Genomic DNA, 24450 nt, shown 5'->3' on the forward strand with positions numbered 1-24450 from the left:
GCCTGCAATTAGAAACATAAAAGCTCAGGCAGCAACCTCTTAATAACAAAATAACCTAACTACTTACTAACTAATTAAGCGCCTACTACTACTTTAGCAAAACGTACTACCTTATCATTTAGGTAGTAACCTTTTTCCAGTTGATCAACTACTTTACCTTTAAGGTCATCGGTAGGTGCAGGTATATTGGTAATTGCTTCATGAATGTCAGCATCAAAGGTGGTTCCTGTAGCTTCCATTTCCTTAAGACCTTTTTGAGTCAGAATATTTTTAAGCTTAGACTGTACCAGAAGTACGCCTTCTTTTACAGCGTTTACATCCTGTGCATTTTCCATTGCTTTAATAGCTCTTTCAAAATCATCCAGCACAGGTAGCATAGATACAATTACTTCTTTACCAGCAGTTTGTAATAGCTCCACACGCTCTTTAGTAGTGCGGCGCTTAAAATTGTCAAACTCAGCGTACAAGCGTAAATATTTATCATTAGCCTGTGCCAGGTCTTCCTTTAGCTTTGCCTCTGCTGATAATTCAGTTTTAACTTCTTCAGCATTTACGTTTAATTCATCAGCCAATGGATTTTCGGCTTGTTCTTCAGGTGTGGTATTCTCCGTGTTCACTTCGTTTAAATCTTCTGTATCAGGTGTATCCTGCTTCTTATTCTTGTTAAACATGTCTTTAAAGTTCATGATAATGTTGCAAATCAAGTACCTTGCCATAGCCGCAAAGCGGTCAGCCTGTCAGTAGGTATTCGACAAATTGGGTAGAAATGTCTCTCCGGATCCTGCCAGCGGCCATAATCCGTTGTGTGATGTCAGTTATATAACAGGGGTTGTCAGTAGCATGTTACAACTTGCGAAGGAGAGCTTGCAAGGGAATGCAACACTTACTAACCTTAAACTAGCCCCTAAATTATGCTATCTGAACATCCTCCAGTACTTTGCCTGATTCGCATTTGATAATGCGAGATGGAAAAGTACGGATGATATGGTAATCATGCGTTGCAACGACCACCGCAGTGCCTGATAGGCTGATCTGTTTCAGGAGCATCACAATTTCCTCGGATGTGTCCGGATCCAGGTTGCCGGTTGGCTCATCAGCCAATATAATTTCAGGATCGTTCAGTAAAGCTCGTGCAATTACCACACGTTGCTGCTCGCCGCCCGAAAGTTCATGTGGCATCTTTTTTATTTTTGAACGCAGGCCAACTTTTTCCAGTACATCACGGATACGGTCTGCAATTAGCTTTTTATCTTTCCAACCGGTGGCTTTCATTACAAAGTGTAAGTTTTGCTCTATAGTTCGGTCGGTTAATAATTGAAAATCCTGAAATACAATGCCCAGCTTACGGCGTAGGTAAGGAACATCCCTGGTAGCCAGCTTCTTTAAATCGTAACCCCCGGCATGTCCTTCACCAGTAGTAATATTTAAATCGCCATAAATTACTTTAAGTAAACTGCTTTTACCCGAGCCGGTCTGACCGATAAGCCAAACAAAATCGCCTTTATCGATATGCAGGTTTACATCAGACAATACCAGGTGCTTTTGCTGAAAAATATCAACGCCTTGCAGTTTTATAACGGAATTTCCAATCATTTACTTTATAATTCAAGTTTCAATATCTGGCCAAAAGGCAGGTCTTTTATCAGGTTCATAATGTAATCGGCCTTATCGCCCAAACCAACCTTGTCCAGCGATTTATCAGGTCTGTCTACCCTAAAATAGGCCAGGAGTGTAAACTGCTCATCGCGTAACTGCACATAGTCGGGTATTTTGGCAACGCCTTTTACTTTGATGATATACATGCCCTTCAAAAGTACGTATTTTTAAAGATTAGACAAGAACTCCATTGTATCAATTCCGTCGGCATAATCCCAAAGCGCAGGCTGCTGGCTCTTGCCAAAATCAACCACCTGCACTTCAACAGGCAAATTTACCATACTCACTATACATTGTATCTGTTCCCGCTGTTCCCTTAAAAGTGCTTCTGCTGCATTTAAGTCCTCATACTCTTCGTAATAAAGTACGGCCAGGGGAGAGGCTAAGCGGGTGTCTTCCTTTAACAATAAAAAGCCATTGTCGAGGTGCTTATCTCTGTTTACCAGGTATATTGCTTTGTTGTAATCGTAGTTGTTGTGGTACTTGTGATGCTGTGCAATGTGGTGATAATCTTCAATGGCTTCAAAAAACGGGATGAAGTTATAGCCTTTAGGCACTAAAAGTTTTGATACGTTACGGCAACCTAAGCCATAGTAATCAAAAATATCTTTTCCAAGCTCATGTAACTGTTCAGTACTTTCCTGGCCAGTTAACAGTGCGATACTGTTTCGGTTCTTGCGTATAATGTTAGGCACTTTGCCAAAGTAGTATTCAAAATATCTGGAAGTATTGTTGCTTCCTGTAGCTATAATAGCATCAAATCCTTCCAGGCGTTCAATAAAATGGTAGCTGCCGGCTAATTGCGGTTCAATATTTACCAGCAATTGTAAAACATACTTAATTAATCGTGCATCTTGTGATGACGCTTTTATTAGCGCAATATTGCCGCTTGCTAATACACAAAGCACATCATGAAAACCCACCAATGGGATGTTGCCTGCAAGTATTAACCCAACTTTTTTAGAAGCATGTTCTTTAAGCTGATAGTGGTTCAGCCATTGCGCAAGGTTATCTTCGGTTAAAGATAAGCCTGTTGCCTGTATGGCCTGCTGCACACTTTCAGGCGTGAACCAGGGGTTTACATTGCGTTCACTTTCTACCAGCTGCTGCAATGTAGCATTGGGATTAAGCAATTGCCTGCCCAAATTGGCCAGTATTTGGATTAAATATGACTTGTTGAAAATTGACATATATACTATACAGATGTGGAAACCAGCAAACGTTTTTTTTGTTATATTTGCAAGCCTTTTCAAAAAGGCAAAGGTAAACAGAATAATAAGATATAGAGCTAAAGATATATGGCAATTGTAATCACAGACGAATGTATAAACTGCGGAGCATGTGAGCCGGAATGCCCAAATAACGCAATTTACGATGCCGGAGCCAGCTGGCGTTTTTCGGACGGTACTGAGCTTAAAGGTGTTATTGATTTTGGTGATGGAAACACGCTAAGCGCTGATGAAGCGCAAGCCGCAATATCGGATGATATATATTATATCGTTCCAGATAAATGTACCGAATGCGTAGGTTTTCATGATGAGCCACAATGTGCGGCCGTTTGCCCGGTAGATTGCTGCGTAGACGATGAAAATGTTCGTGAGACTCAAGAGGAGCTGATTGCTAAAAAGCAGTGGCTACACATGGAAGGTTAAACACAACAAAATTTATTTTTAAAAGGGATACTCAAACAGTGTCCCTTTTTTGTTTACCGGGAAGTAATTATAAATTAGCAGCATGGAATACGGCATAAGTAAGTTAGCAATAATACCCATAAGGGCTGAGGGGAGCGATAAAAGCGAGATGGTGTCGCAGTTGTTGTTCGGTGAAACTTATGAGTTATTAGAACGGCAGGATAAGTGGGTGAAAATTGTAACCGCCCATGATGCTTATGAAGGTTGGATTAGCAGCAATCAGGTATCACTGTTAAATTATGAGGATTACCTTTCTTTGCAACAAACTGACACGATACTTACTACACAGCCTGTAACCATAGCTTATAAGCAAAGCGATAACAGCTTATTGTACCTGCCTGCGGGCAGTAACTTGCCTTTTTACGAAAATGGCAGTAGCTGGATAAATAACGATGTGTTCGGTATAAATGACCCGGGTGAACGGGAGGCGGATCTGATTGCCACTGCCAAGACTTATTTAAACACACCTTATTTATGGGCCGGCCGTACCCATTTTGGCATCGACTGCTCCGGCTTTGTGCAGGCAGTATACAAGCAACATGGTATACAGTTAAGGCGAGATGCCAGTCAGCAGGTAGAGCAGGGCACGGCCGTTGACTTTTTGCCATCGGCACAAGCCGGCGACCTGGCCTTTTTTGATAACGACGAAGGGCGGATTGTACATGTTGGTATAATGCTCAACAGCGAGCAAATTATCCATTCATCGGGCCGGGTTAAAATCGAAGCTATAGACGGTCAAGGGATATATTCGGAAGAATTTAAAAAGCATACGCACAAGCTGCGCATTATCAAGCGAATACTTAGTTAGAAAGCAATATCCCAGGCAATAATGCGCTTGTCATCGCCGGTTGAAATTAATTGGTTACCGTTCCAAGCTAATTTATTGACAGACAGCTGGTGGCTGGCGTAGCCTTTCTCCCGGCTGATGATCTTGTAAAGTTTAAAGTCATCAGCGCCCCAAATTTTAATGCTTTTATCCATACTGGCGGATGCAAAATAAGGCTCCGTAGGATGAAAGACGATATGGTTTACGGCAAATAGGTGTGCTGCAATGCTTTGTTGTAAGGTAAGATCTGAAGCGTTCCAAATCTTAATTTGTGCATCACGTGCTCCCGATAAAAGGTGCTGGCCATCGGGCGAATGCTGAACTGTGAACACTGCCATGGTATGATCACTTAATGTGCTTATAAAGCCATAATCATGCAGGCTATAAATCTTTATCGAACTATCCCTGCATCCAAAAGCTACCTGCGTTTCATCGGGCGAAATGCTGATGCTCCGAACTGTATCAGTTGATATCTGTATGGTATGTATCAGTTCAAAGGTATTCAAGTTCCAAATGCTTACCGTGCCATCTTCAGATGCCACAAGCAGTTCTTGCTTTCCTTTAACAGATTTAATATCAAATACAGGTTTGGTATGCTGTTTTAGTATACCGGTAATCTTTTGCTCAATAAAATCGAAAACTAATACCTGACCGTTACGTAGACCGGCAAACATTAACGGAAAGCCGGTAGGGCAATGAATAGCATACACCGAAGCTACTACCGGGAACATTACTTTAATGAAGGTCTGTTTTTCCAAGCTCCACTCCACTAAACCCTTATCATTCCCCGCGCTGAACAAAATTCCAGGCTTTTGCGAAAATTCTAACGCAAAAATGGGGTTCTGATGTCCGGATAATTCAAATGACTTTTCTACTTTCATTTAATTTGTTCATTAGCGTGTTTGGTTCATTAGTAACTCAGAAAGGACTATAAAAGAATAGTGAACGGATGCACTAATGAAACACTGAACAGTTATTTATGCCTTTGCTCCAGATTTTTGGCAATAGTTTCTAACTTCAAACCCTTTTCGCGAAGCAACACCAATAGGTGGAATACAAGGTCTGATGCCTCATTAATCAAGTCGGTTTCGGTTTCTGCCAGGGCAGCTATAACGGTTTCTACACCTTCTTCGCCTACTTTTTGAGCTATTTTATTAAGACCTTTGCCTTGCAGTTTGTTGATGTACGAACCTTCTTGCGGATTAGTGTAACGGTCCTCAATAATATTTTCCAGTTCCAAAATGAAATTTTGGTTATACGTGGTTTGGAAGCAGCTGCGTGCGCCGGTATGACAGGTAGGCCCATCGGCTTTAGCTTTTATCAGGATGGTGTCGTTATCGCAATCGAGATGAATGCTTACGACATGCAAAAAGTTATTGCTGGTTTCGCCTTTAGTCCATAAACGGTTCTTTGAGCGGGAGTAGAACGTGACAATGTTTTCTTGCACTGTTTTATCATAGGCATCCTTATTCATGTAGCCCAGCATCAGCACTTCTAACGTCTGTACGTCCTGTATAACCACCGGCACTAAGCCATCGGGTGATTTGGTGAAATCTATTTGCATTATTGATTCTTAAAGTATTGCAGGAATAAGCGTAGCCTTCTTGCATTTGTCATCAGTTAACATGTTGAAAGAGAGCTATCACTCACATTCCGCATGATCTAAGTTATGTTTTATCTTACTTCTATTTGACGCGTTCTTAAACTCTCTTTTAAATCCGGTATCAAAATTTCGCCGTAATGGAAAACTGAAGCGGCCAAGGCAGCATCTACATTTGTTTGTTCAAACACATCTATGAAGTGCTGCACGTTACCTGCACCACCAGAGGCAATAACCGGTATACGCACGGCATCATTTACCACTTTCAAAAAAGTGTTATCAAAACCAGCTTTTGTACCATCATGATCCATAGAAGTAAGCAAAATTTCACCTGCTCCACGGCTTTCAGCCTCCTTAATCCAGCTTGGCGTTTCCTTATCTGTGGCTATGCGGCCACCGTTCAGGTGTACAATATTGGTATTACCAATATGACGTGTATCTACCGCTACAATAACAAACTGCACACCAAAAGCTGCTGCCAGTTCATCAATCAGTGCTGGGTTACGTACAGCGGCCGAGTTGATCGATATTTTATCGGCACCGGCGTTTAACAGTGCGTCGGCGTCAGCAATTTCGTTAATGCCGCCGCCTATGGTAAATGGGATGTTAATTTGGCGGGCTACAGCTTTAACCAGTTCTATCAGGGTTTTGCGTTTTTCATGCGTAGCCGTAATGTCCAAAAAAACCAGTTCGTCAGCACCTTGCTGGGAGTAGTTCCAGGCCAGCTCAACAGGGTCGCCAGCATCACGTAGGTCAACAAAGTTTACGCCTTTAACCGTGCGTCCGTCCTTAACGTCAAGGCAGGGAATAATGCGTTTGGCGAGGCTAGATGCCATCGGCTTTGTAAAGGGCGAGTTTATATTTTCTTTTATCTCTTGCAAAGCAAAATGCTATTATAACCTGTCATCAAATCAGGTAACGAGCCTTTCTTTTCTTGCTGATTAACTTAGCACTTAAAAAAGTTCTCATACTCGAAATGACAGGTCGGTTGTTATTTTCAGGTCGTGCTTTATATCGATATTAACGATTTTAAGTTCCAGTTTTTTACGTCGTCAATGGTGATGCGATTTTCATAGATGGCTTTTCCAACCACACAGCTTTCTACTTTTATCTTGTTAAGTTGCTCAATGTCTTTCATGGAGCTAACGCCACCAGACGCTATAAGCTTAATAAAAGGAGAGTGGCTCAATAATTTTTTGTACAGATCTACACCTGCACCACCTAGTTTACCGTCTTTGTTAATATCCGTACACAAAAAACGGTAAAAGCCCAGGTGTAGGCAGCGGTCAACATAATCAATCAGTTTTATAGGCGAGCTTTCCATCCAACCCGAGTATTTGATTACTTCATCAAGCACATCAATAGCTACCACAATTTTGTCAGAACACTTGCTTTGGCCACACATGGCTTTGCTCAGTTCATCTAAAAAAATTGGATTACTGATAGCTTGCGTGCCTACTATTACACGGGCTATGCCTGCATCTGTGAGCTCCTGAACTTTTTCAATACTGCGGATGCCACCACCATATTGAATTTTCATATCTGTTTTTTTAATAACATCAAACAGATATTGTTGGTTACTGAAATCGCCTTTGGCGCCATTCAAATCAATAATGTGGATGAGTTCGGTACCGATAGACTGGTAGCGCTCAATCATTTCTTCAAGGCTCACATCATACTGCGTTACCTGTTCATAATCGCCTTCACGTAACCGAACAACTTTTTTGTTCAGAATGTCAATAGCAGGAATAATATACATGCCTTTATATTTTTGAAAAGTTTGCTAATAATTTTTCCCCAAACACACCCGATTTTTCGGGGTGAAATTGTACGCCATAAAAGTTGTCATGCCAAATTGATGCAGAATACTTTAAGGTGTAATTAGTTGAAGCCAAGGTAAATAAATTACTGTGCTCAATGTAGTAGGAGTGCACAAAATAAAAATGTGCGCCATCGGGTATGCCGTTGAATAACGGGTTCTCTTTATCTTGTAATACGCGGTTCCAGCCGGTATGCGGCACTTTATAGTGTTCGTTGTCTTTAAAACGCAATGTCTTGTTCGGAAAAATATTCAGTAAATCGGCATTACCTTCTTCAGAATAAGCTGTCATTAACTGCATGCCCACGCAGATGCCCAGAGTTGGTTTTTTAAGGGCTTTAATAGCTGGTACAAGGCCGGTTTGCTCCAACTTGTTCATGGCCGCTCCGGCATGGCCTACACCCGGAATGATGTATCGCTCGTAGTGTTCAAAGTCGGCTTCGGTGTGTATCATGCCGTACGGAATATTCAATCTGTCGAGCGCAGACGTGAGCGAAAAAATATTTCCTGCACCATACCTAACGATGCCTATGCTGTTGGAAGCATCTGGCCGGGAAGGTGAACTTTGTATTTCGGAGTCTTGTTTTTCCGTAACTTCCATTATTTGATATTCTCCTTAGCCGATTACAGTACGCCCTTGGTACTGGGTAGAACCATATTATTTACATCTCTGCGCACAGCCATTTTAATGGCTTTGGCAAAAGCTTTAAATATAGCTTCTATTTTATGATGTTCGTTATAACCTTCAGCTTTTATATTTAAATTGCATTTAGCGGCGTCGGTAAACGATTTAAAGAAATGATAAAACATCTCGGTAGGCATATCGCCCACTTTTTCACGCTTAAAGTCCGCTTCCCACATCAGCCAGTTGCGGCCGCCAAAATCAATAGCAGCTTGTGCCAGGCAATCGTCCATAGGTAAACAAAAGCCGTAACGCTCAATACCCCGCTTGTTACCCAATGCAGTTGCCATAGCTTCTCCTAAGGCAATACCAGTATCTTCAATAGTGTGATGCTCATCGATATGCAAATCTCCTTTAGCCACTACTTCCAGATCAACACTACCATGCCGGGCAATCTGATCAAGCATGTGGTCGAAGAAGTGGAGGCCGGTATTTACTTTAGCCTCGCCCGTGCCATCTAAATCTATTTTAATGTATATATCCGTCTCCTTGGTGGTACGGCGGTGCTCAATAACACGTTTGCCCACTTTTAAAAACTCATATACTTTTTGCCACTCGGTAGTTTTAATACCGATAGTAGCGTTTATGGCGGCAATTTCTTCTGTGGTAAATTCTTTAGCACCCATACCTAGGCCATCGTTTATCCAAATGGCTTTAGCGCCCAGGTTTTTTGCCAGCAGTACATCGTTCAGCCGGTCGCCTATTACAAAGGAGTTAGCCAGGTCATACTTCTCGGTGTCGAGATATTGAGTAAGCATTCCTGTGCCAGGCTTGCGGGTAGGCGCATTATCGGCTGCAAAAGTGCGGTCAATAAAAGTGGCCTCAAAGTTAACACCCTCGTTTGCGAAAGTTTTCATTACAAACTCATGTACCGGGAAGAAGTTTTCATCCGGATGAGCAGTCGTACCCAAGCCATCCTGGTTAGTTACCATCACCAGCTCGTAATCCAGCTCTTTAGCTATGCGGGGCAAGTAGGTAAGCGCACCAGGATAGAACGTCAATTTATCAAAAGCGTCAATCTGCTCATCGGCACACTCGCTAATCATGGTGCCATCGCGGTCTATAAACAATACTTTTTTAAGATTGCTCATTTAAAGTTTTGTAAAGTGTTAATGAGGGTAATGTTTTCCTGTGGGGTGCCTACTGTAATGCGCAACGAGCCTTCGCATAGTTCTACCTTAGAGCGGTCGCGCACAATGATGCCGTTTTGGACCAGGAAATTGTAGATGCCTTTGGCGTCGGTAGTTTTCACTAATATAAAGTTAGCATCTGAGGGATAAATATCTACCACAAAATCAAGGTCTTTCAGTTGGAGTACCAGTTTATCACGCTCGGCCAAAGTTTCTTTGATCCAGCCGTTTACCTGCTCGGTGTTTTGCAAGGCTTGCAAAGCCAATTGCTGCGAAGCCTCATTGATGTTATACGGTGGCTTAACGCGGTTCATTACCTCAATAATTTCTTCGCTGGCAAAGGCCATGCCTACACGTAAACCGGCCAGTCCCCAGGCCTTAGACAGGGTTTGCAAAACAATGAGGTTAGCATATTCGGTTAGTTCCTGTATAAATGTTTTTTGACGGCTAAAGTTAATATAAGCTTCATCAACCACTACCAGGCCGTTAAAGTTAGATAGCAGCGTTTCAATGTCATCACGGTTAATAGAATTACCGGTTGGGTTGTTAGGCGAGCAAACAAAGATGATTTTGGTTTGCGCATCAATTGCCTCGGCTATGCCATCTAAGTTTAACTGGTAATCATCAGTCAAGTTAACCTTCCGGGTTGCAACGTCATTAATATTAGCCGATACCTCGTACATGCCGTAGGTTGGGGGTACCAATATTACGTTGTCGGTACCTGGGTTGCAAAAGCTTCGGAATAAAATGTCGATAGCTTCGTCGCTGCCATTCCCTAAAAAGATGTTACGCGGTGGTACGCCTTTAATTTCGCTTAAGCGCTTTTTTACGGCATACTGTAGCGGGTCGGGATAGCGGTTGTAGTTCTGGTCCAAAGGCGATCCGAATGCATTTTCATTGGCATCAAGGTATACGCTTGCCTCGCCCTGAAATTCATCACGAGCTGATGAATAAGGCTTTAAGTTCTTTATATTTTCTCTTAAGATATTATTGATGTCGAACATGGTAGTCATGATTTGCTCATTATGGCTCCGTTCATTGCCATAGTGTTTAGTTAACTTCTGATTGCATTCTTACACTTACCGCATTTCTATGTGCATGCAGGCCTTCCAAATCAGCCAGTATCTCCACATGCGGACCGATGGCTTTTAAACCCTCGGGTGTTAGGTGTTGAAAGGTAATCTTCTTCACAAACGAATCAACAGAAACCCCTGAGTAGGCCTTGGCGTAAGCGCTGGTTGGCAGCGTATGGTTAGTGCCCGACGCATAATCACCCACACTTTCAGGCGTTTGGTTGCCTAAAAACACTGAGCCAGCGTTAATAATGCTTTCCGTTATTTGCTGCCAGCTTTCAGTGGCCAGTATCAGGTGTTCGGGGGCGTATTGATTGCTGAATTGCATTGCCTCGCTCAAGTCGTTTACCATAAGGGCATAAGAATTAGCGATAGCTTGTGCGGCAATTTCGGCACGCGGCAATATGGGTAGCTGCTTTTCCAGCTCGGCAATAGTCTGCTCAATAATATGGGTTGATGTGGCTACCAATATACTCTGACTATCGATACCATGTTCGGCTTGAGCTAATAGATCAGCTGCTATATACGCCGGGTTTGCAGTTTCGTCGGCAATCACTAAAACCTCCGACGGGCCCGCTGGCATATCAATAGCAGTTACGGTAGTTGATTGAATGATGGTTTTAGCTTTGGTTACAAATTGATTGCCAGGGCCAAAAATCTTATCAACTTTAGTTATTGTAGAAGTTCCGTAAGCCATCGCTGCAATAGCTTGTGCACCACCCGCCAAGTATATGCGGTCAATATCTAACAGTTCGGCCACATAAGCTATAAAAGCATTTAGCTTTCCATTTTTGCCCGGAGGCGAACATACCACAATTTCTTTGCAGCCGGCAATACGCGCGGGTATACCCAGCATTAAAAAAGTGCTTGGCAAAACGGCAGATCCACCGGGTATGTATAAACCTACTTTTTCAATAGGCCGCAGTTCGCGCCAGCAGGTTACGCCCGGCATGGTCTCTATCTTGCTTTCTGCTTTTAACTGGCTCTCATGAAATTTGTAAATGTTTTGATAAGCCACCTCGAGCGCTGTTTTTTGCTCTGGAAGTAAGGCGGTAGCTATTTCGGCCAGTTCTGCTTTGTCGAGATAAAGTTTATCCAGTACAACTTTATCAAATTGGCGGGCGTAGTCCAGCAAAGCCAGGTCGCCCTGCTGTTGTACGTTGCCAATTATAGTTTCTACAACCGTACGTATCTCGTTAGCCGGGTCAATGTTGCGTTGCACCAGGTCGTTGACCTGAGCTTTGCTTAATTCGGCGTAATTATAAACCTTTAGCATATTAAACTTATTAATAGCTCCCCTGATGGGGACTGGGGTTTTACAATATTATTTTTTCGATAGGCATTACCACAATGCCTTGTGCGCCGGCTTGTTTTAGCTGGCTAATGCGATCCCAAAAATCGCGCTCGGGTATCACTGTATGTACGGCAACCCACTCAGACTCGGCAAGTGGTACCACCGACGGACTTTTAACGCCAGGTAACAGCGATAACACTGTATTAAGGTTGGTGCGCTCTACATTTAAAACCACATACTTGGTTTCTTTAGCCCTCAATACCGATTGGATACGCTGAATAAGTTCCTGTATAAGATCTTCACTTTCAGAGCCTTGGCGACCAATAAGCACCGCCTCGCTCGACATTACATCGGCAAAAGGCTTTAATCCGTTGCTTTTTAAAGTGCCACCGGTTGATACTAAGTCACAAATGGCATCACTTAAGCCCAAACCCGGCGATATTTCAACCGAACCAGATATGGTGCGGATATCGGCACTGATGTTTAGGCTGTCTAAATATTTTTTAAGGATAACAGGGTAGGTGGTAGCTATAGAACGGCCGTTTAAATCGGCAACATCCTGAATGCTGGTGTTGTTTGGAACAGCAATCTTTAGTGAGCACTTGCCAAATCCAAGTTTTTGCAAATAGCTAACTTTAACTTCTGTCTCTTGTATTACGTTTTCGCCTACTATCCCTAAGTCGGCAATGCCATCCTGCACGTATTCAGGAATGTCGTCGTCACGTAGAAAGAGAATTTCGAGCGGGAAATTCGAAACAGGGGATATCAGTGAGCTTTTGTAATTTTCGAAATTTAAGCCGCAGTTTTTAAGCAGCTCTACTGATTTTTCATTGAGCCGTCCAGATTTTTGGATAGCTATTTTAAGTGTTTTCACAAGTTGGGGGTATTATACTATAAATAAAACGGGGTTTGTTATTTCGCGTAGAAACATACATCATTATTATCGCCACAGGGGGCGATGGTGCATATGCAAATGATGTAAATTGAAACCGTTCATTTAATAGCTAACTTTTTGATGAGCTGCGGCAAATATAATTAAAAAGAGTTTAGCGTCAAGAGTAAAGAACGAAGACTTGGTTACATTTTTCAATATAGTTATACACCAGGTCCGTATCGTTAACTCTCTATTCTTTACTCTTTCACTTAATTAAGTGGAGCACGTCACTTATTGGTTGATCGCTGTTGATGAGGATGCCGGTAACACCTGCAGCCTCGCCGGCTTCAACGTCGCGCTCGCGGTCGCCTATAAAATAAGACAGTGTTGGATCAATGTTGTGTTGGGCTATACCTTTCAACAACATGCCAGGTTTGGGTTTACGGCAATCGCAATCGCCGGTAAACAGTGGGTGGTGTGGGCAAAAGTATATATCGGTAAAGGTAACGCCATGTTGGGCATAAGTATCCTTAAGGTGCTGGTGCATTTCGGCCAGCTGTTCTTCGGTATACCAGCCTTTGGCTAAACCGCCCTGGTTGGTAGCTACAATTAACAAGTATCCCCTGTCTTGCAATTCCTTTAAAGGTGCAAAGTTGTGTTCAAGTACCTTGAAATCTTCAAGGCGACAAACGTAGTCACCTAATTCTTTATTTAAGACGCCGTCGCGGTCTAAAAAAACGGCTTTATTTTTTTGCTCCATTATATTTTATTGAGCCAAAGGTAACCAAACTTTAATAATGGCCTTACTTTAGAATGAGTATAAATTACCGTATGCTTTGATTGTTCCTGGTTGCGAAATTTGAAATAAAGGGTTACTGGGGCTTATTAAATTTTGAATTATCGCAAAAAAGCAATTTTTATTTTGTGTAAAATCTAAAAACAGTATATTCGTGATAGTAGCCCAATTTACAATATCTTAATTTAAACATGGATCAAACAGAATGTGAACAGCAAGGCCTATACAGGTCTGAATTTGAGCACGACTCCTGCGGAACTGGATTTATTGCTAATATAAACGGCATTAAGTCTAACCAGATTATTCATGATGCGCTAACTATGCTCGAAAATATGGAGCACAGAGGAGCCTGTGGTTGTGACCCCGAATCGGGAGACGGCGCGGGCATTCTTATACAGTTGCCGCATGAATTTTTAATGGAGGAGTGTTCGGATATAGAGGTGAGTTTGCCCCAGCCAGGCGAGTATGGAGTAGGTATGTTATTTTTTCCTAAAGACTCTGCCCTGAAGAAAGCTTGTCGTAATGTAATTTATAGTGCGGTTGAAAAATTAGGATTAACCATTCTTGGTTTCCGTAAGCTCCCGGTTAATTCATCGGTAATTGGCGAAACTGCCCGTACCGCTGAACCCGATGTGGAGCAGGTATTCGTATTAAGACCTTCGGCCATAAATAACACCGAAGATTTTGAGCGTAAGCTTTATGTGCTTCGCCGCTTTATAAACAAAACCGTTAATGAAACCATTGCTGGAGCTGGTGAGCATTTTTACTTCACCTCGTTTTCTTGTAAAACTATTATCTACAAAGGTCAGGTAACTACGTATCAATTACGCCAATACTTTACTGATCTGGCAGATCCCCGTTTGGTATCGGGCTTTGCCATGATACACTCGCGTTTTTCTACTAATACTTTCCCATCATGGAAACTGGCTCAGCCTTTCCGCTTAATTGCACATAACGGCGAGATCAATACCCTTACCGGTAACTTAAACTGGTTCTTCTCGAGTGTAAAGTCTTTAGCTTCGGCATACTTTAGCCGCGAAGAAATGGAGATGCTGTTGCCCGTTATTGATAATAACCAGTCCGACTCCGCTTGCTTAGATAACATTATAGAGATACTGCAGCACTCAGGTCGTTCATTACCGCATGTAATGATGATGCTGATACCAGAGGCTTGGGATGGCAATGAACAAATGGACCCGCTTAAAAAAGCGTTCTATGAGTATCATGCCACCATTATGCAGCCTTGGGATGGCCCGGCAGCTATTTGCTTTACCGATGGTAAACTAGTAGGTGCTTTGCTTGACCGTAATGGTTTGCGTCCGTTGCGTTATACGGTTACCAATGATGGTAGAGTTATAGCAGCGTCAGAAACCGGTGTTTTGGCCATTGATGAAGCTACTGTAGTAAGCAAGGGCCGTTTACAGCCCGGCAAAATGCTTTTGATTGACACGGTGCAGCATAAAATTATTACTGACGAAGAAATTAAAAGTGAAATGGCGGCTCGCCAGCCGTACGACCGTTGGCTGGAAAATTACAAAATACGCTTAGAAGATCTGCCCGATCCGCGCGTTACATTTACCAGCTTATCGCCCGATTCGGTTTTTAAGTACCAACAGGTATTTGGTTACACACGTGAGGATATAGACGGCATCATCAAGCCGATGGCATTAGATGCCATGGAACCTATTGGCTCCATGGGAACGGATGTACCATTAGCTATATTGTCTGATAAACCTCAGCATCTGGCAAGCTACTTTAAGCAGTTCTTTGCCCAGGTAACCAACCCGCCAATAGATCCTATTCGCGAGCGTTTAGTGATGAGTTTGGCTACCTTTATAGGTAACAACGGTAACTTGCTTGATGAGGACAAAATGCACTGCCACTGCGTAGCGCTTAAACACCCCATCTTACGTAATCACCAACTGGAAAAATTGCGTAGTATCGATACTGGTTTATTCCACGCTAAAACACTACAAACTTACTTTAAGGCTGATGGCCAACCCGGCTCACTTCAAAAAGGTATTGAGCGTTTGTGCCGGTATGCCGAAGATGCGGTGGATGATGGTTTTGAAGTATTAATACTGAGTGACCGTGCTTTGGATTCAGAGCACGCCGCCATTCCATCTTTGCTAGCTGTTTCAGCAGTTCACCACCACCTGGTTAAAATTGGCCGCAGAGGTGCTGTAGGTTTGGTTGTTGAAGCAGGGGATGTTTGGGAGGTGCACCATTTTGCATGCCTGCTGGCGTTCGGTGCAACTGCAATTAATCCGTACCTGGCGCTTTCTACCATCGAGACCATGAAGAACAATGGTAGCATTGCCAGTGAGCTTGATATTAAATCACTATCTAAAAACTATGTAAAAGCCGTAAACTACGGATTGCTTAAGATCTTCTCTAAAATGGGCATATCTACGTTGCAGTCTTATCACGGTTCGCAACAGTTTGAAATACTAGGTTTAAATAAGGAGGTGGTTGATCGTTATTTCACTGGCGCTGTTACCCGTATTGGTGGTTTAGGCCTCGATGAAATAGCCCGTGAATCTTTAAGCAAACATAAGTTTGGTTTTACCACATTAAAGGGTGAGGTTAAATTGCTGCCGGAAGGTGGTATTTATCAGTGGAAACGCCGTGGCGAAGCTCACTTGTTTAACCCACAAACGGTACACTTGCTGCAACACGCCACCAGTACCAATAATTTTGAGGTTTATAAAACCTACGCCCGTTTAGTAAACGAACAAACTGAAAAGCACTTTACCATACGCGGCTTATTAGACTTTACACATCATCGCGAGTCAATCTCTGTTGATGAGGTTGAACCTATAGAAAGCATCATGAAGCGTTTTGCTACCGGTGCCATGTCATTCGGTTCTATTTCGCATGAGGCTCACAGTACGCTGGCTATTGCCATGAACCGCATTGGCGGTAAGAGTAACACCGGTGAAGGTGGAGAGGATGAAATGCGTTATGAAAAACTGCCAAACGGCGATTCTATGCGTTCGGCAATTAAGCAAATTGCATCTGCACGTTTCGGGGTGACTTCTAATTACCTCACTAATGCCGATGAACTGCAAATTAAAATGGCGCAAGGCGCTAAACCGGGCGAGGGCGGACAATTACCTGGCCACAAGGTGGATGCCTGGATTGCCAAAACTCGTCACTCTACGCCTGGCGTAGGTTTAATATCGCCGCCACCACACCACGATATTTATTCCATTGAGGATTTGGCGCAGTTAATATTCGATTTAAAGAATGCTAACCGTGCTGCCCGTATCAACGTTAAGCTGGTATCGAAAGCCGGCGTAGGTACCATTGCAGCAGGTGTGGCCAAAGCTCATGCCGATGTGGTACTGATTGCTGGTTATGATGGCGGTACAGGTGCGTCACCAATAAGTTCAATTAAACATGCTGGCTTGCCTTGGGAACTTGGCTTGGCCGAGGCGCACCAAACTTTGGTACGCAGTAAGTTACGCAGCCGTGTGGTTTTACAGGCCGATGGGCAGATGAAAACCGGTCGTGATTTGGTGATAGCTGCCTTGTTGGGTGCCGAGGAGTGGGGCGTTGCTACCGCAGCTTTAGTTGCCAGTGGTTGTATTATGATGCGTAAATGTCATCTAAATACCTGCCCTGTAGGTGTGGCTACGCAAGACCCTGATCTGCGCCGCTTATTTAGCGGTAAGCCCGAGCATGTGGTTAACCTGTTCCGTTTCCTTGCCGAGGATATGCGCGAAATTATGGCCGAGCTTGGCTTCCGTACTATTAATGAAATGGTAGGACGCGTACAATTCCTGCGTGTTAAGGATAACATACAAAGTTGGAAAGCTAAGAAAGTTGATTTGTCTGGCATACTGCATCCAGTGACCAATGCTAAGGGTAACACCTTGCATAACAGTCAGCAACAAGATCATGGTATGGACAATATCATTGACTGGAAACTGTTGGAAGCTGCCCAGCCTGCGCTGGCAGACCGGACACCTGTTTTCGCATCATTTGACTTGAAGAATATAGACCGCACGGTAGGTACGCTACTTTCAAATGAGATATCCAAGAAATATGGTTCCGCGGGCTTGCCTGAAAATACTATAAACTTCAAATTTAAAGGTTCTGCCGGTCAGAGCTTTGGCGCGTTTGCTGCTAAAGGGATAGCCTTTGAGCTGGAAGGTGAGGCCAATGACTATGTAGGCAAGGGCTTGTCTGGTGCTCAGTTAGCTATCTATCCAAAAGGTGATGCAAGTTATGTGCCTGAAGATAACATCATTGTGGGCAATGTGGCTATGTATGGTGCTACATCAGGCGAGCTATTTGTGCGTGGTATGGCTGGTGAACGTTTTGCTGTTCGTAATTCTGGTGCCACAGTTGTGGTAGAAGGAGTGGGTGACCACGGCTGCGAGTACATGACCGGCGGACGTGCACTTATTTTAGGTAAAACAGGCCGCAACTTTGCAGCAGGTATGAGCGGTGGCATTGCCTGGATTTACAATCCGCAAGGCGATTTTGCAAGCAACTGCAATACCGAGATGGTTGACCTGGATCCACTAACTAAACAAGACGAAGAACAAATTACAACACTGTTAAAAAAGCATGTGCACTTAACCAACAGTAAGCTGGCGGAGCATTTATTGAACAACTGGCAGTCGGTTGCTTTAAATTTTGTGAAGGTGTTTCCTAAGGAGTACAAGAGAGTTTTGTTGCAACAAGAATATCAAACATCAGCTAATTAAGAAATGGGAAAACCTACCGGATTTCAAGAATATAACAGAGAGCTTCCTGGCAAATTAGCGCCCGAGGAGCGTGTGAAGAATTATAACGAGTTTGTTGGTTTATATAGCGATGATAAACTCAATGAGCAATCGGCACGGTGTATGAACTGTGGTATTCCTTTTTGCCATTCGGGCTGTCCGCTTGGTAACGTAATACCCGAGTTTAACGATGCAGTTTACCGTAAAAGTTGGGATGAGGCATACGAAATATTATCTACAACGAATAACTTCCCGGAATTTACCGGCCGTATTTGCCCGGCGCCGTGTGAGTCGGCCTGCGTGTTAGGTATTAATAAACCCCCGGTTGTTATTGAAGAAATTGAGAAGCATATTATTGAGATTGCTTACCAGCGTAACCTTGTTAAACCAAGCGCACCCTTTATCAAAACCGGTAAAAAGGTTGCTGTTGTTGGCGGTGGCCCTGCCGGATTAGCCGCTGCTGCGCAGTTGAGTAAAGCCGGCCACTCGGTAACCGTTTACGAGCGCGATGACCGCCCGGGTGGTTTATTACGCTATGGCATTCCAGACTTTAAGTTGGAAAAATGGGTAATTGACCGCCGCTTAAAAGTAATGGAAGATGAAGGTATTGTATTTAAATGCAATACTGAGGTAGGCAAAGACATATCAATGGATGAACTTACCCGCAACAACGATGCAGTAATACTGGCCGGTGGTTCAACGATACCTCGTAACCTGCCTATTCCCGGGCGCGATTTAAAGGGCGTTTACTTTGCAATGGAGTTTTTAAAACAGCAGAATAAACGCGTTAGTGGAACGGCGTTTGCAGGCGAAGAAATTCTGGCAACTGGCAAAGATGTAATTGTAATTGGAGGTGGCGATACCGGGTCTGACTGCGTGGGTACATCTAACCGCCATGGTGCCAATTCTGTTCACCAATTTGAGGTGAGCTTAAAACCACCGCGCGAGCGTACACCGCATATGCCTTGGCCAAACTATCCCATGGTGCTTAAAACAACCAGTTCGCATGAGGAAGGTTGCCAGCGTTACTGGGGCGTGAACACCAAAGAATTTTTAGGCGACGAGAACGGTAACCTGCGTGCATTAAAAGTGGCAGATATAACCTGGGAAACCGATGTAACCGGCCGACCTATCAAATTTGTGGAGATAGAAGGATCGGAACGCGAAATGCCTTGCCAACTGGTGTTTTTAGCTATGGGCTTTTTGCACCCGCAGCATAATGGCATGATTGAGCAGGCTGGTGTTGAACTGGATGAGCGCAAGAATGTAAAAGCTAAAGAAGGTGTTTACCGTACTAACGTAAGCAAGGTGTTTGCTTGCGGTGATATGCGCCGCGGACAATCGCTGGTGGTTTGGGCTATATCTGAAGGCCGCGAAACAGCCCGCAAAGTAGACGAGTTTTTAATGGGACATACTATGCTGGAAAGCAAGGACGCTGTTAGCGCCTTTGCTTACTAGCTTTTGTTTAGTAAATAGTTAATGAAAGGTTGATTGGGTTGATTGAAGTTTAATTGTTTTAATTGTAAGGAGCCCGTAGTTGGTTAGTATTTGGGTTGAGAATTAAATAGTTTTCAAGAAAAAATTCAAACAAGCTCCTGCAAAGCACTTAAATGACAATCAACTTCAATCAGCAAACCTTATTCTGCTTCTGGGAGGTGGATTTCAGCCAGCATACAACGGGCACTGCCACCACCGATAGTTTCAATTGTGGTTAAGTCGGCAGACACAATTTCGGTGTACTTTTCTAAAGTTTTTACTTGGTCTTCGGTAAGTGAATGATGTGCGCTTTTTGACATTACCAAAAGGCTTTTCCCATCTTTACTTTGTACTTCCAGCATGTTGCCGGCAAAGCTGTTCATCTGCTCTAAGGTGATCGCAATAATTTCTTTATTTGTATTTTTAAGGGAATCAGCAACTACTTGCTTTTCGTTGTCATTTGCTAAACTATCCAGGCAAACAACAGCAAAATTGTTGCCCACACACATCATCACGTTAGTATGATAAATGGCTTGTTGCTTGCCGTCTACTGCATTGAAAGTAACGGCTGTAAAGCCGAGGTGCTTGCAGAAAGTTTCTAATACATCTGCATCGGTGCGGGGCGATAAACAGGCATAAGCTATTTTATTCTCACGATCGAGCACTATACTGCCGGTACCTTCCAAAAACTTGTTCTCCAGCTCAAAACGGCTTAAATCGATGATATGGTTTACCTTAAACTTGTCCTCGAGTTTGCGTATCACGTCTTCACGGCGCTCCAGGCGTCGGTTTTCGGCGTGCATTGGGTAAAGCAGTACATCGCCATTATCATGAAACGAAACCCAATTGTTAGGGAAAACAGCATCAGGCTTTTGAGGCTCTGTGGTATCTTTTAAAACGGTTATGTTAACCCCTTTGCTTACTAAAAGATCTACAAATGCGTCAAATTCTTGTAGCGCTTTTTCGGCAACTTGTTGTAGTTCGCAGTTTTGCTGAAAGGCATTGCTTTCTGCTGTTTGTTCGTTAAAGCCAAAATTGGCTGGCCGAATCATTAATATTTTGGAGGTGGTTTGACTCATTGCTTATAAGAAGTTCAATGTTTTAATAATAGGCTAAATAAAATTTAACGCCTGATATTATGATGTGTTTCATGTTTAATTTGCGAAATAAGATGAAACACTATAACGGTATGAAACGTCGGTTTCTAGATAATATCATCACGTAGCAACGGTAAACTCATACAATGAAAACCACCCCTTGCGCGCGATAGCTCTGATGATGGCATCAAAATTAAGGTGTTCTGCAAACCCTCCGGAGATTGTTCTCCGTTTTCAAATTGCTGCAAAAGTTCTGCAACCTTTACCACGCTAAAACCTGCATCTTTGAAAGCTTCAACTGTTTTATCATTGCGGTCATATCCTAAAACAACACCTTCTTTAAGAGCCAGCAGGTTGCACGAGTCTGTCCACTGCTCACGGGCATCAAACGGGAAGTTGTTATTGCCTGAATAGATAAATCTGGTGCGTTCTGAACTGTTTAAATCATTCAGGCTAACATCATCCAGTAATTCCTCAATGCAGCTGAAATACCGGGGCTTGTCTTTTCCGTTTATAAATTGTACGATCTCGGTCTTGTCTTTCGGCTTTTTATCTCCAAACCAACTCAGCGGATCAGACGCGGTAATAGCGGCATCTGCCTTAGCCAGCGAGCCTAACAAAACCCAAACATTGCGTTTTACTTGTGTAAAAACCGTATCAATATGCATGTAATCCCGCTTATGCGGTATTTTTAATACAGTTACTTTATTAACCACCTTATTATCAAACAGCAATTTGATGGCTTCATATGCGCCGCTAAGTGACGTACGCTCGCTGCAGCCAATAATCACATGGTTTTTACTCACCACCATTACATCGCCGCCTTCAAGCGTAGTTTTTTCTTCCTGGTCTTTACCCGGGCGTAGAAAGTTTTGTATAGGTTCAGTTATCTCCAAGATATTGTCGCGGTAAGCAGCAAACATGGGGTGATTAAAGAAGATATACCTTGCGAGCAGTGTTTCCCTTGAGCGGGCTTTTTTAGCAGGCTTATTAATAAGGATATAATTATTAATGGTTATGCCAATATCACGAGAGAAGATCAGATTAGGTATTGGCGCAAATATCATATGGTCTTTATGCAGAGAGCCTGAAATGAAGATTTTAGCCAATTCAATAGGTGGAGTATTATACAGCTGCTGCTGCAGCCTGTAATTGCAGCTTTCAATGGCACAAACCGATGCCGTCAGCTTCTCGCGAATAACATCATCTTGCAAAATGTCGGCCAGTAAGGTTTGAATCTCGATAACTTTATCAGAAGCATAAAAGGCCGAATGATCGGGTTTGAAAAAGTTGCGTTGGGCCTGTGGTGCGTCTATTTCTTGTAATTTGCCTTTAATTTTGTTGGTGTCTAAAAAGTAAAGCAGCAGTTTTACATAATAGTCATACTCATTTCGGCGCATGGTATCTAAATGCACAATATCCTCAAACAACCAGTCTTGCGCTTTTGAGGGTACAACTTTGCCTAAGCCGCTATCCGGGCTGTGTATGAGGAGCGCTCTAAGGGTGCCTATTTCAGAATTTACGTTTAATTTTAACTGTTCAGCGAATGATGTCATAAAGTAGTACAGAAGAACTCAAAGTTATTGATTTATTAATCAATTCAATTAATGGCGTTAGGTTAAGTCAATTTATTAATTTTGCCGGATGGATTTTATCATTGACGCTACTATAAAAGCTGTTGAGCAATTATATCAAACAAACATAACCGCACAGGATGTTAACCTACAGCAAACCCGCAAAGAGTTTGAAGGGCAGGTAACCATTGTAACATTTCCTTTTACCAAGTTTTCCCGTAAATCGCCCGAGCAAACTGGTCAGGACATTGGCGCATACCTGCAAGCCAATTTGCCTGAGGTTGCTGGCTTTAATATATTAAAAGGGTTTCTGAATATTTCAATCGCAGATGTTTACTGGCTGGCTATATATAATAATGTAGTATGTAAAGAGGAGTATGGCGTAGCCGCCCGTAATGGTAAAAAAGTAATGGTAGAGTATTCGTCGCCGAATACTAATAAGCCGCTGCATTTGGGCCATGTGCGTAACAACCTGTTGGGCTATTCGGTAGCGGCCATTTTAGACGCTGCCGGTTATGAGGTAATTAAAACGAACCTGGTTAATGACCGGGGTATTCATATTTGCAAATCTATGCTGGCCTGGCAAATGTTTGGTGATGGGGAAACACCACAATCATCCGGCTTGAAAGGCGACCATTTGGTGGGTAAGTATTATGTTATTTTCGATAAAGAACTGAAAAAGCAGGTTGAACCATTACTAAAACGAATAAATGATAATGACTTATCTAGTTTTTCGGAACAAAAAAAGTCAAAAATTAACGGACATCTTGAAAAGATCAACCTGTTGAAATCTGAACAGTCAAAAGACTTTGAAGAAAAGATTACGAAGGAAAGGGACGAGTTAACAGACATTGCAAAGAGTGAAACAACCTTAATGAAGCAAGCGCAGCAAATGCTGCAAAAATGGGAGGCAGGCGATGAAGAAGTGATAGGCCTTTGGAAAACGATGAACGGATGGGTTTACGAAGGCTTTGCTACTACATATAAAAAGCTGGGTGTAGATTTTGACAAATACTACTACGAGTCGAATACCTATTTATTAGGTAAGGATATTATTGAAGAAGGTCTTACTAGGGGTGTTTTCTTCAAAAAAGAGGACGGCTCCGTTTGGATTGACCTGACTGAAGAAGGCCTCGATCAAAAGCTTGTTTTACGTGCCGACGGAACATCGGTATATATCACACAAGATTTAGGCACCGCACAGCTTAAATACAATGATTTTGGGATGGATGAATCAATATACGTGGTGGGCAACGAACAGGACTACCATTTTAAGGTACTCTTCCTGATATTACAAAAGCTGGGTAAAACATGGGCAAAAGGATTATTTCACCTGTCTTACGGTATGGTCGATTTGCCATCGGGCAAGATGAAATCGCGAGAAGGTACAGTAGTCGACGCCGATGATCTTATCGCCGAGATGGAAGCTACCGCTAAAGAACAAACCGAGGCTTTAGGCAAAACAGATGGCTTAAGCGAAGCCGACAAACAGCACTTATATTATATTATAGGTATGGGTGCCCTTAAATATTTCCTTTTAAAGGTCGATCCACGTAAGCGTTTGCTGTTCGATCCAAATGAATCCGTAGATTTTCAAGGCCATACCGGGCCGTTTATTCAGTATACTCACGCCCGTATCAAGTCTGTTTTAAGTAGGGTAGGAGATATCGGTTCTACAGCAAGTATAAAAATGCTCGATCCGGTAGAGCGCGACTTGATCATAACCTTATCGCAATATCAGGAAACAGTAACGCAGGCAGCGAAAGACTTTAATCCGGCCGCAATAGCCAACTATATATACGAGCTTGCTAAAGCTTATAACAAATTCTATCACGAAAAGTCGATTCTTCAGGCGGAAACTGAAGAGTTAAAGCGTTTCCGTTCACAATTATCTGCATCAACTGCCAATGTTATTGCACAAGGCATGCGTTTGTTAGGAATTGAAGTTCCAGAACGTATGTAAGCTTGTAAATTTTCTTTGAAATTAAAGAGGGATGGTTGGCTTAAGTGCTCGCTATCCCTTTTTTTGTTACCGAATGTTTAATCAAATTTTAATAAAGTGTAAGTGCTTTCGCACAGCCCGCTATTATTTTGTTGCCGGAAAGGGGTTTTTTTTGACATTTTTA

Annotated in this window: 21 protein-coding genes; 5 read left to right on the forward strand and 16 right to left on the reverse strand. The window is 42.8% G+C overall.

The window, feature by feature from the left end:
- Positions 1–74: 74 nt before the first annotated feature.
- The 4 genes from ABDD95_RS09950 to ABDD95_RS09965 all read right to left on the reverse strand — a co-directional run bounded on the left by ABDD95_RS09950 (position 75) and on the right by ABDD95_RS09965 (position 2846).
- Entirely contained in the window at positions 75–686 is a 612-nt protein-coding gene (locus ABDD95_RS09950; protein WP_345951737.1) for a nucleotide exchange factor GrpE, read from the reverse strand.
- A gap of 223 nt (positions 687–909) precedes the next feature.
- Positions 910–1593 carry an ATP-binding cassette domain-containing protein gene (locus ABDD95_RS09955; RefSeq protein WP_345951738.1) on the reverse strand — a complete coding sequence of 228 codons (684 nt, stop codon included), beginning with the start codon at positions 1591–1593 and terminating at the stop codon, positions 910–912.
- Between the two features lie 5 nt (positions 1594–1598).
- A complete protein-coding gene (locus ABDD95_RS09960; protein ID WP_169610682.1) occupies positions 1599–1802 on the reverse strand; it encodes a fructose-6-phosphate aldolase in 204 nt (67 codons plus the stop codon).
- Positions 1803–1823: 21 nt separating this feature from the next.
- A complete protein-coding gene (locus ABDD95_RS09965; RefSeq protein WP_345951739.1) occupies positions 1824–2846 on the reverse strand; it encodes an acyl-CoA reductase in 1023 nt (340 codons plus the stop codon).
- Positions 2847–2954: 108 nt separating this feature from the next.
- Here ABDD95_RS09965 and ABDD95_RS09970 point away from each other — a divergent pair, with 108 nt between their 5' ends.
- Positions 2955–3308, forward strand: coding sequence for a 4Fe-4S dicluster domain-containing protein (locus ABDD95_RS09970; RefSeq protein WP_345951740.1), 354 nt, complete (start codon positions 2955–2957; stop codon positions 3306–3308).
- An 82-nt stretch (positions 3309–3390) separates the two neighbouring features.
- Positions 3391–4155, forward strand: a complete 765-nt coding sequence (locus ABDD95_RS09975) for a C40 family peptidase (RefSeq protein ID WP_345951741.1) — start codon at positions 3391–3393, stop codon at positions 4153–4155.
- Here the strand turns inward: ABDD95_RS09975 and ABDD95_RS09980 are convergent.
- The 10 genes from ABDD95_RS09980 to ABDD95_RS10025 all read right to left on the reverse strand — a co-directional run bounded on the left by ABDD95_RS09980 (position 4152) and on the right by ABDD95_RS10025 (position 13405).
- Complete coding sequence (locus tag ABDD95_RS09980; protein ID WP_345951742.1) at positions 4152–5054, reverse strand: WD40 repeat domain-containing protein; 903 nt, start codon at positions 5052–5054, stop codon at positions 4152–4154. The two genes, ABDD95_RS09975 and ABDD95_RS09980, sit on opposite strands and share 4 nt — an antisense overlap.
- 92 nt (positions 5055–5146) lie before the next feature.
- The gene (gene hisIE / locus ABDD95_RS09985; RefSeq protein ID WP_345951743.1) at positions 5147–5737 is read right to left on the reverse strand and encodes a bifunctional phosphoribosyl-AMP cyclohydrolase/phosphoribosyl-ATP diphosphatase HisIE; all 591 of its coding nucleotides are present in this window, start codon (positions 5735–5737) and stop codon (positions 5147–5149) included.
- A 110-nt stretch (positions 5738–5847) separates the two neighbouring features.
- A complete protein-coding gene (gene hisF, locus ABDD95_RS09990) occupies positions 5848–6609 on the reverse strand; it encodes an imidazole glycerol phosphate synthase subunit HisF (RefSeq protein ID WP_345951744.1) in 762 nt (253 codons plus the stop codon).
- Positions 6610–6782: 173 nt separating this feature from the next.
- A complete protein-coding gene (locus ABDD95_RS09995; RefSeq protein ID WP_345951745.1) occupies positions 6783–7532 on the reverse strand; it encodes a 1-(5-phosphoribosyl)-5-[(5-phosphoribosylamino)methylideneamino] imidazole-4-carboxamide isomerase in 750 nt (249 codons plus the stop codon).
- Between the two features lie 4 nt (positions 7533–7536).
- Entirely contained in the window at positions 7537–8193 is a 657-nt protein-coding gene (gene hisH / locus ABDD95_RS10000; RefSeq protein WP_345951746.1) for an imidazole glycerol phosphate synthase subunit HisH, read from the reverse strand.
- 23 nt (positions 8194–8216) lie between these two features.
- Positions 8217–9365 (reverse strand): bifunctional histidinol-phosphatase/imidazoleglycerol-phosphate dehydratase HisB, encoded by a 1149-nt coding sequence (gene hisB, locus ABDD95_RS10005; RefSeq protein ID WP_345951747.1) that lies wholly within the window; start codon positions 9363–9365, stop codon positions 8217–8219.
- Positions 9362–10417 (reverse strand): histidinol-phosphate transaminase, encoded by a 1056-nt coding sequence (gene hisC, locus ABDD95_RS10010; protein WP_345951748.1) that lies wholly within the window; start codon positions 10415–10417, stop codon positions 9362–9364. Before hisC ends, hisB begins: the two co-directional genes overlap by 4 nt.
- Positions 10418–10454: 37 nt before the next feature.
- The gene (hisD, locus tag ABDD95_RS10015) at positions 10455–11753 is read right to left on the reverse strand and encodes a histidinol dehydrogenase (RefSeq protein ID WP_345951749.1); all 1299 of its coding nucleotides are present in this window, start codon (positions 11751–11753) and stop codon (positions 10455–10457) included.
- Between the two features lie 40 nt (positions 11754–11793).
- Complete coding sequence (gene hisG / locus ABDD95_RS10020) at positions 11794–12645, reverse strand: ATP phosphoribosyltransferase (RefSeq protein ID WP_345951750.1); 852 nt, start codon at positions 12643–12645, stop codon at positions 11794–11796.
- Between the two features lie 265 nt (positions 12646–12910).
- Complete coding sequence (locus tag ABDD95_RS10025; RefSeq protein ID WP_345951751.1) at positions 12911–13405, reverse strand: HAD family hydrolase; 495 nt, start codon at positions 13403–13405, stop codon at positions 12911–12913.
- Between the two features lie 227 nt (positions 13406–13632).
- Between ABDD95_RS10025 and gltB the strand changes: the two genes are divergently transcribed.
- The gene (gene gltB / locus ABDD95_RS10030) at positions 13633–18159 is read left to right on the forward strand and encodes a glutamate synthase large subunit (RefSeq protein WP_345951752.1); all 4527 of its coding nucleotides are present in this window, start codon (positions 13633–13635) and stop codon (positions 18157–18159) included.
- Positions 18160–18162: 3 nt separating this feature from the next.
- Positions 18163–19635, forward strand: a complete 1473-nt coding sequence (locus ABDD95_RS10035) for a glutamate synthase subunit beta (protein WP_345951753.1) — start codon at positions 18163–18165, stop codon at positions 19633–19635.
- A gap of 179 nt (positions 19636–19814) precedes the next feature.
- Here ABDD95_RS10035 and ctlX read toward each other — a convergent pair whose 3' ends face one another.
- A complete protein-coding gene (gene ctlX, locus ABDD95_RS10040) occupies positions 19815–20732 on the reverse strand; it encodes a citrulline utilization hydrolase CtlX (protein ID WP_345951754.1) in 918 nt (305 codons plus the stop codon).
- Positions 20733–20857: 125 nt separating this feature from the next.
- Positions 20858–22306: an arginine deiminase family protein gene (locus ABDD95_RS10045; RefSeq protein ID WP_345951755.1), complete on the reverse strand. Its 1449-nt coding sequence runs from the start codon at positions 22304–22306 to the stop codon at positions 20858–20860.
- An 88-nt stretch (positions 22307–22394) separates the two neighbouring features.
- On the opposite strand from ABDD95_RS10045, the gene argS reads away from it, so the two are divergent.
- Positions 22395–24287 (forward strand): arginine--tRNA ligase, encoded by a 1893-nt coding sequence (argS, locus tag ABDD95_RS10050; protein ID WP_345951756.1) that lies wholly within the window; start codon positions 22395–22397, stop codon positions 24285–24287.
- The last annotated feature ends 163 nt before the right edge of the window (positions 24288–24450 follow it).

It is taken from the genome of Mucilaginibacter sp. PAMB04274, assembly GCF_039634385.2.
Classification (GTDB): Bacteria; Bacteroidota; Bacteroidia; order Sphingobacteriales; family Sphingobacteriaceae; genus Mucilaginibacter.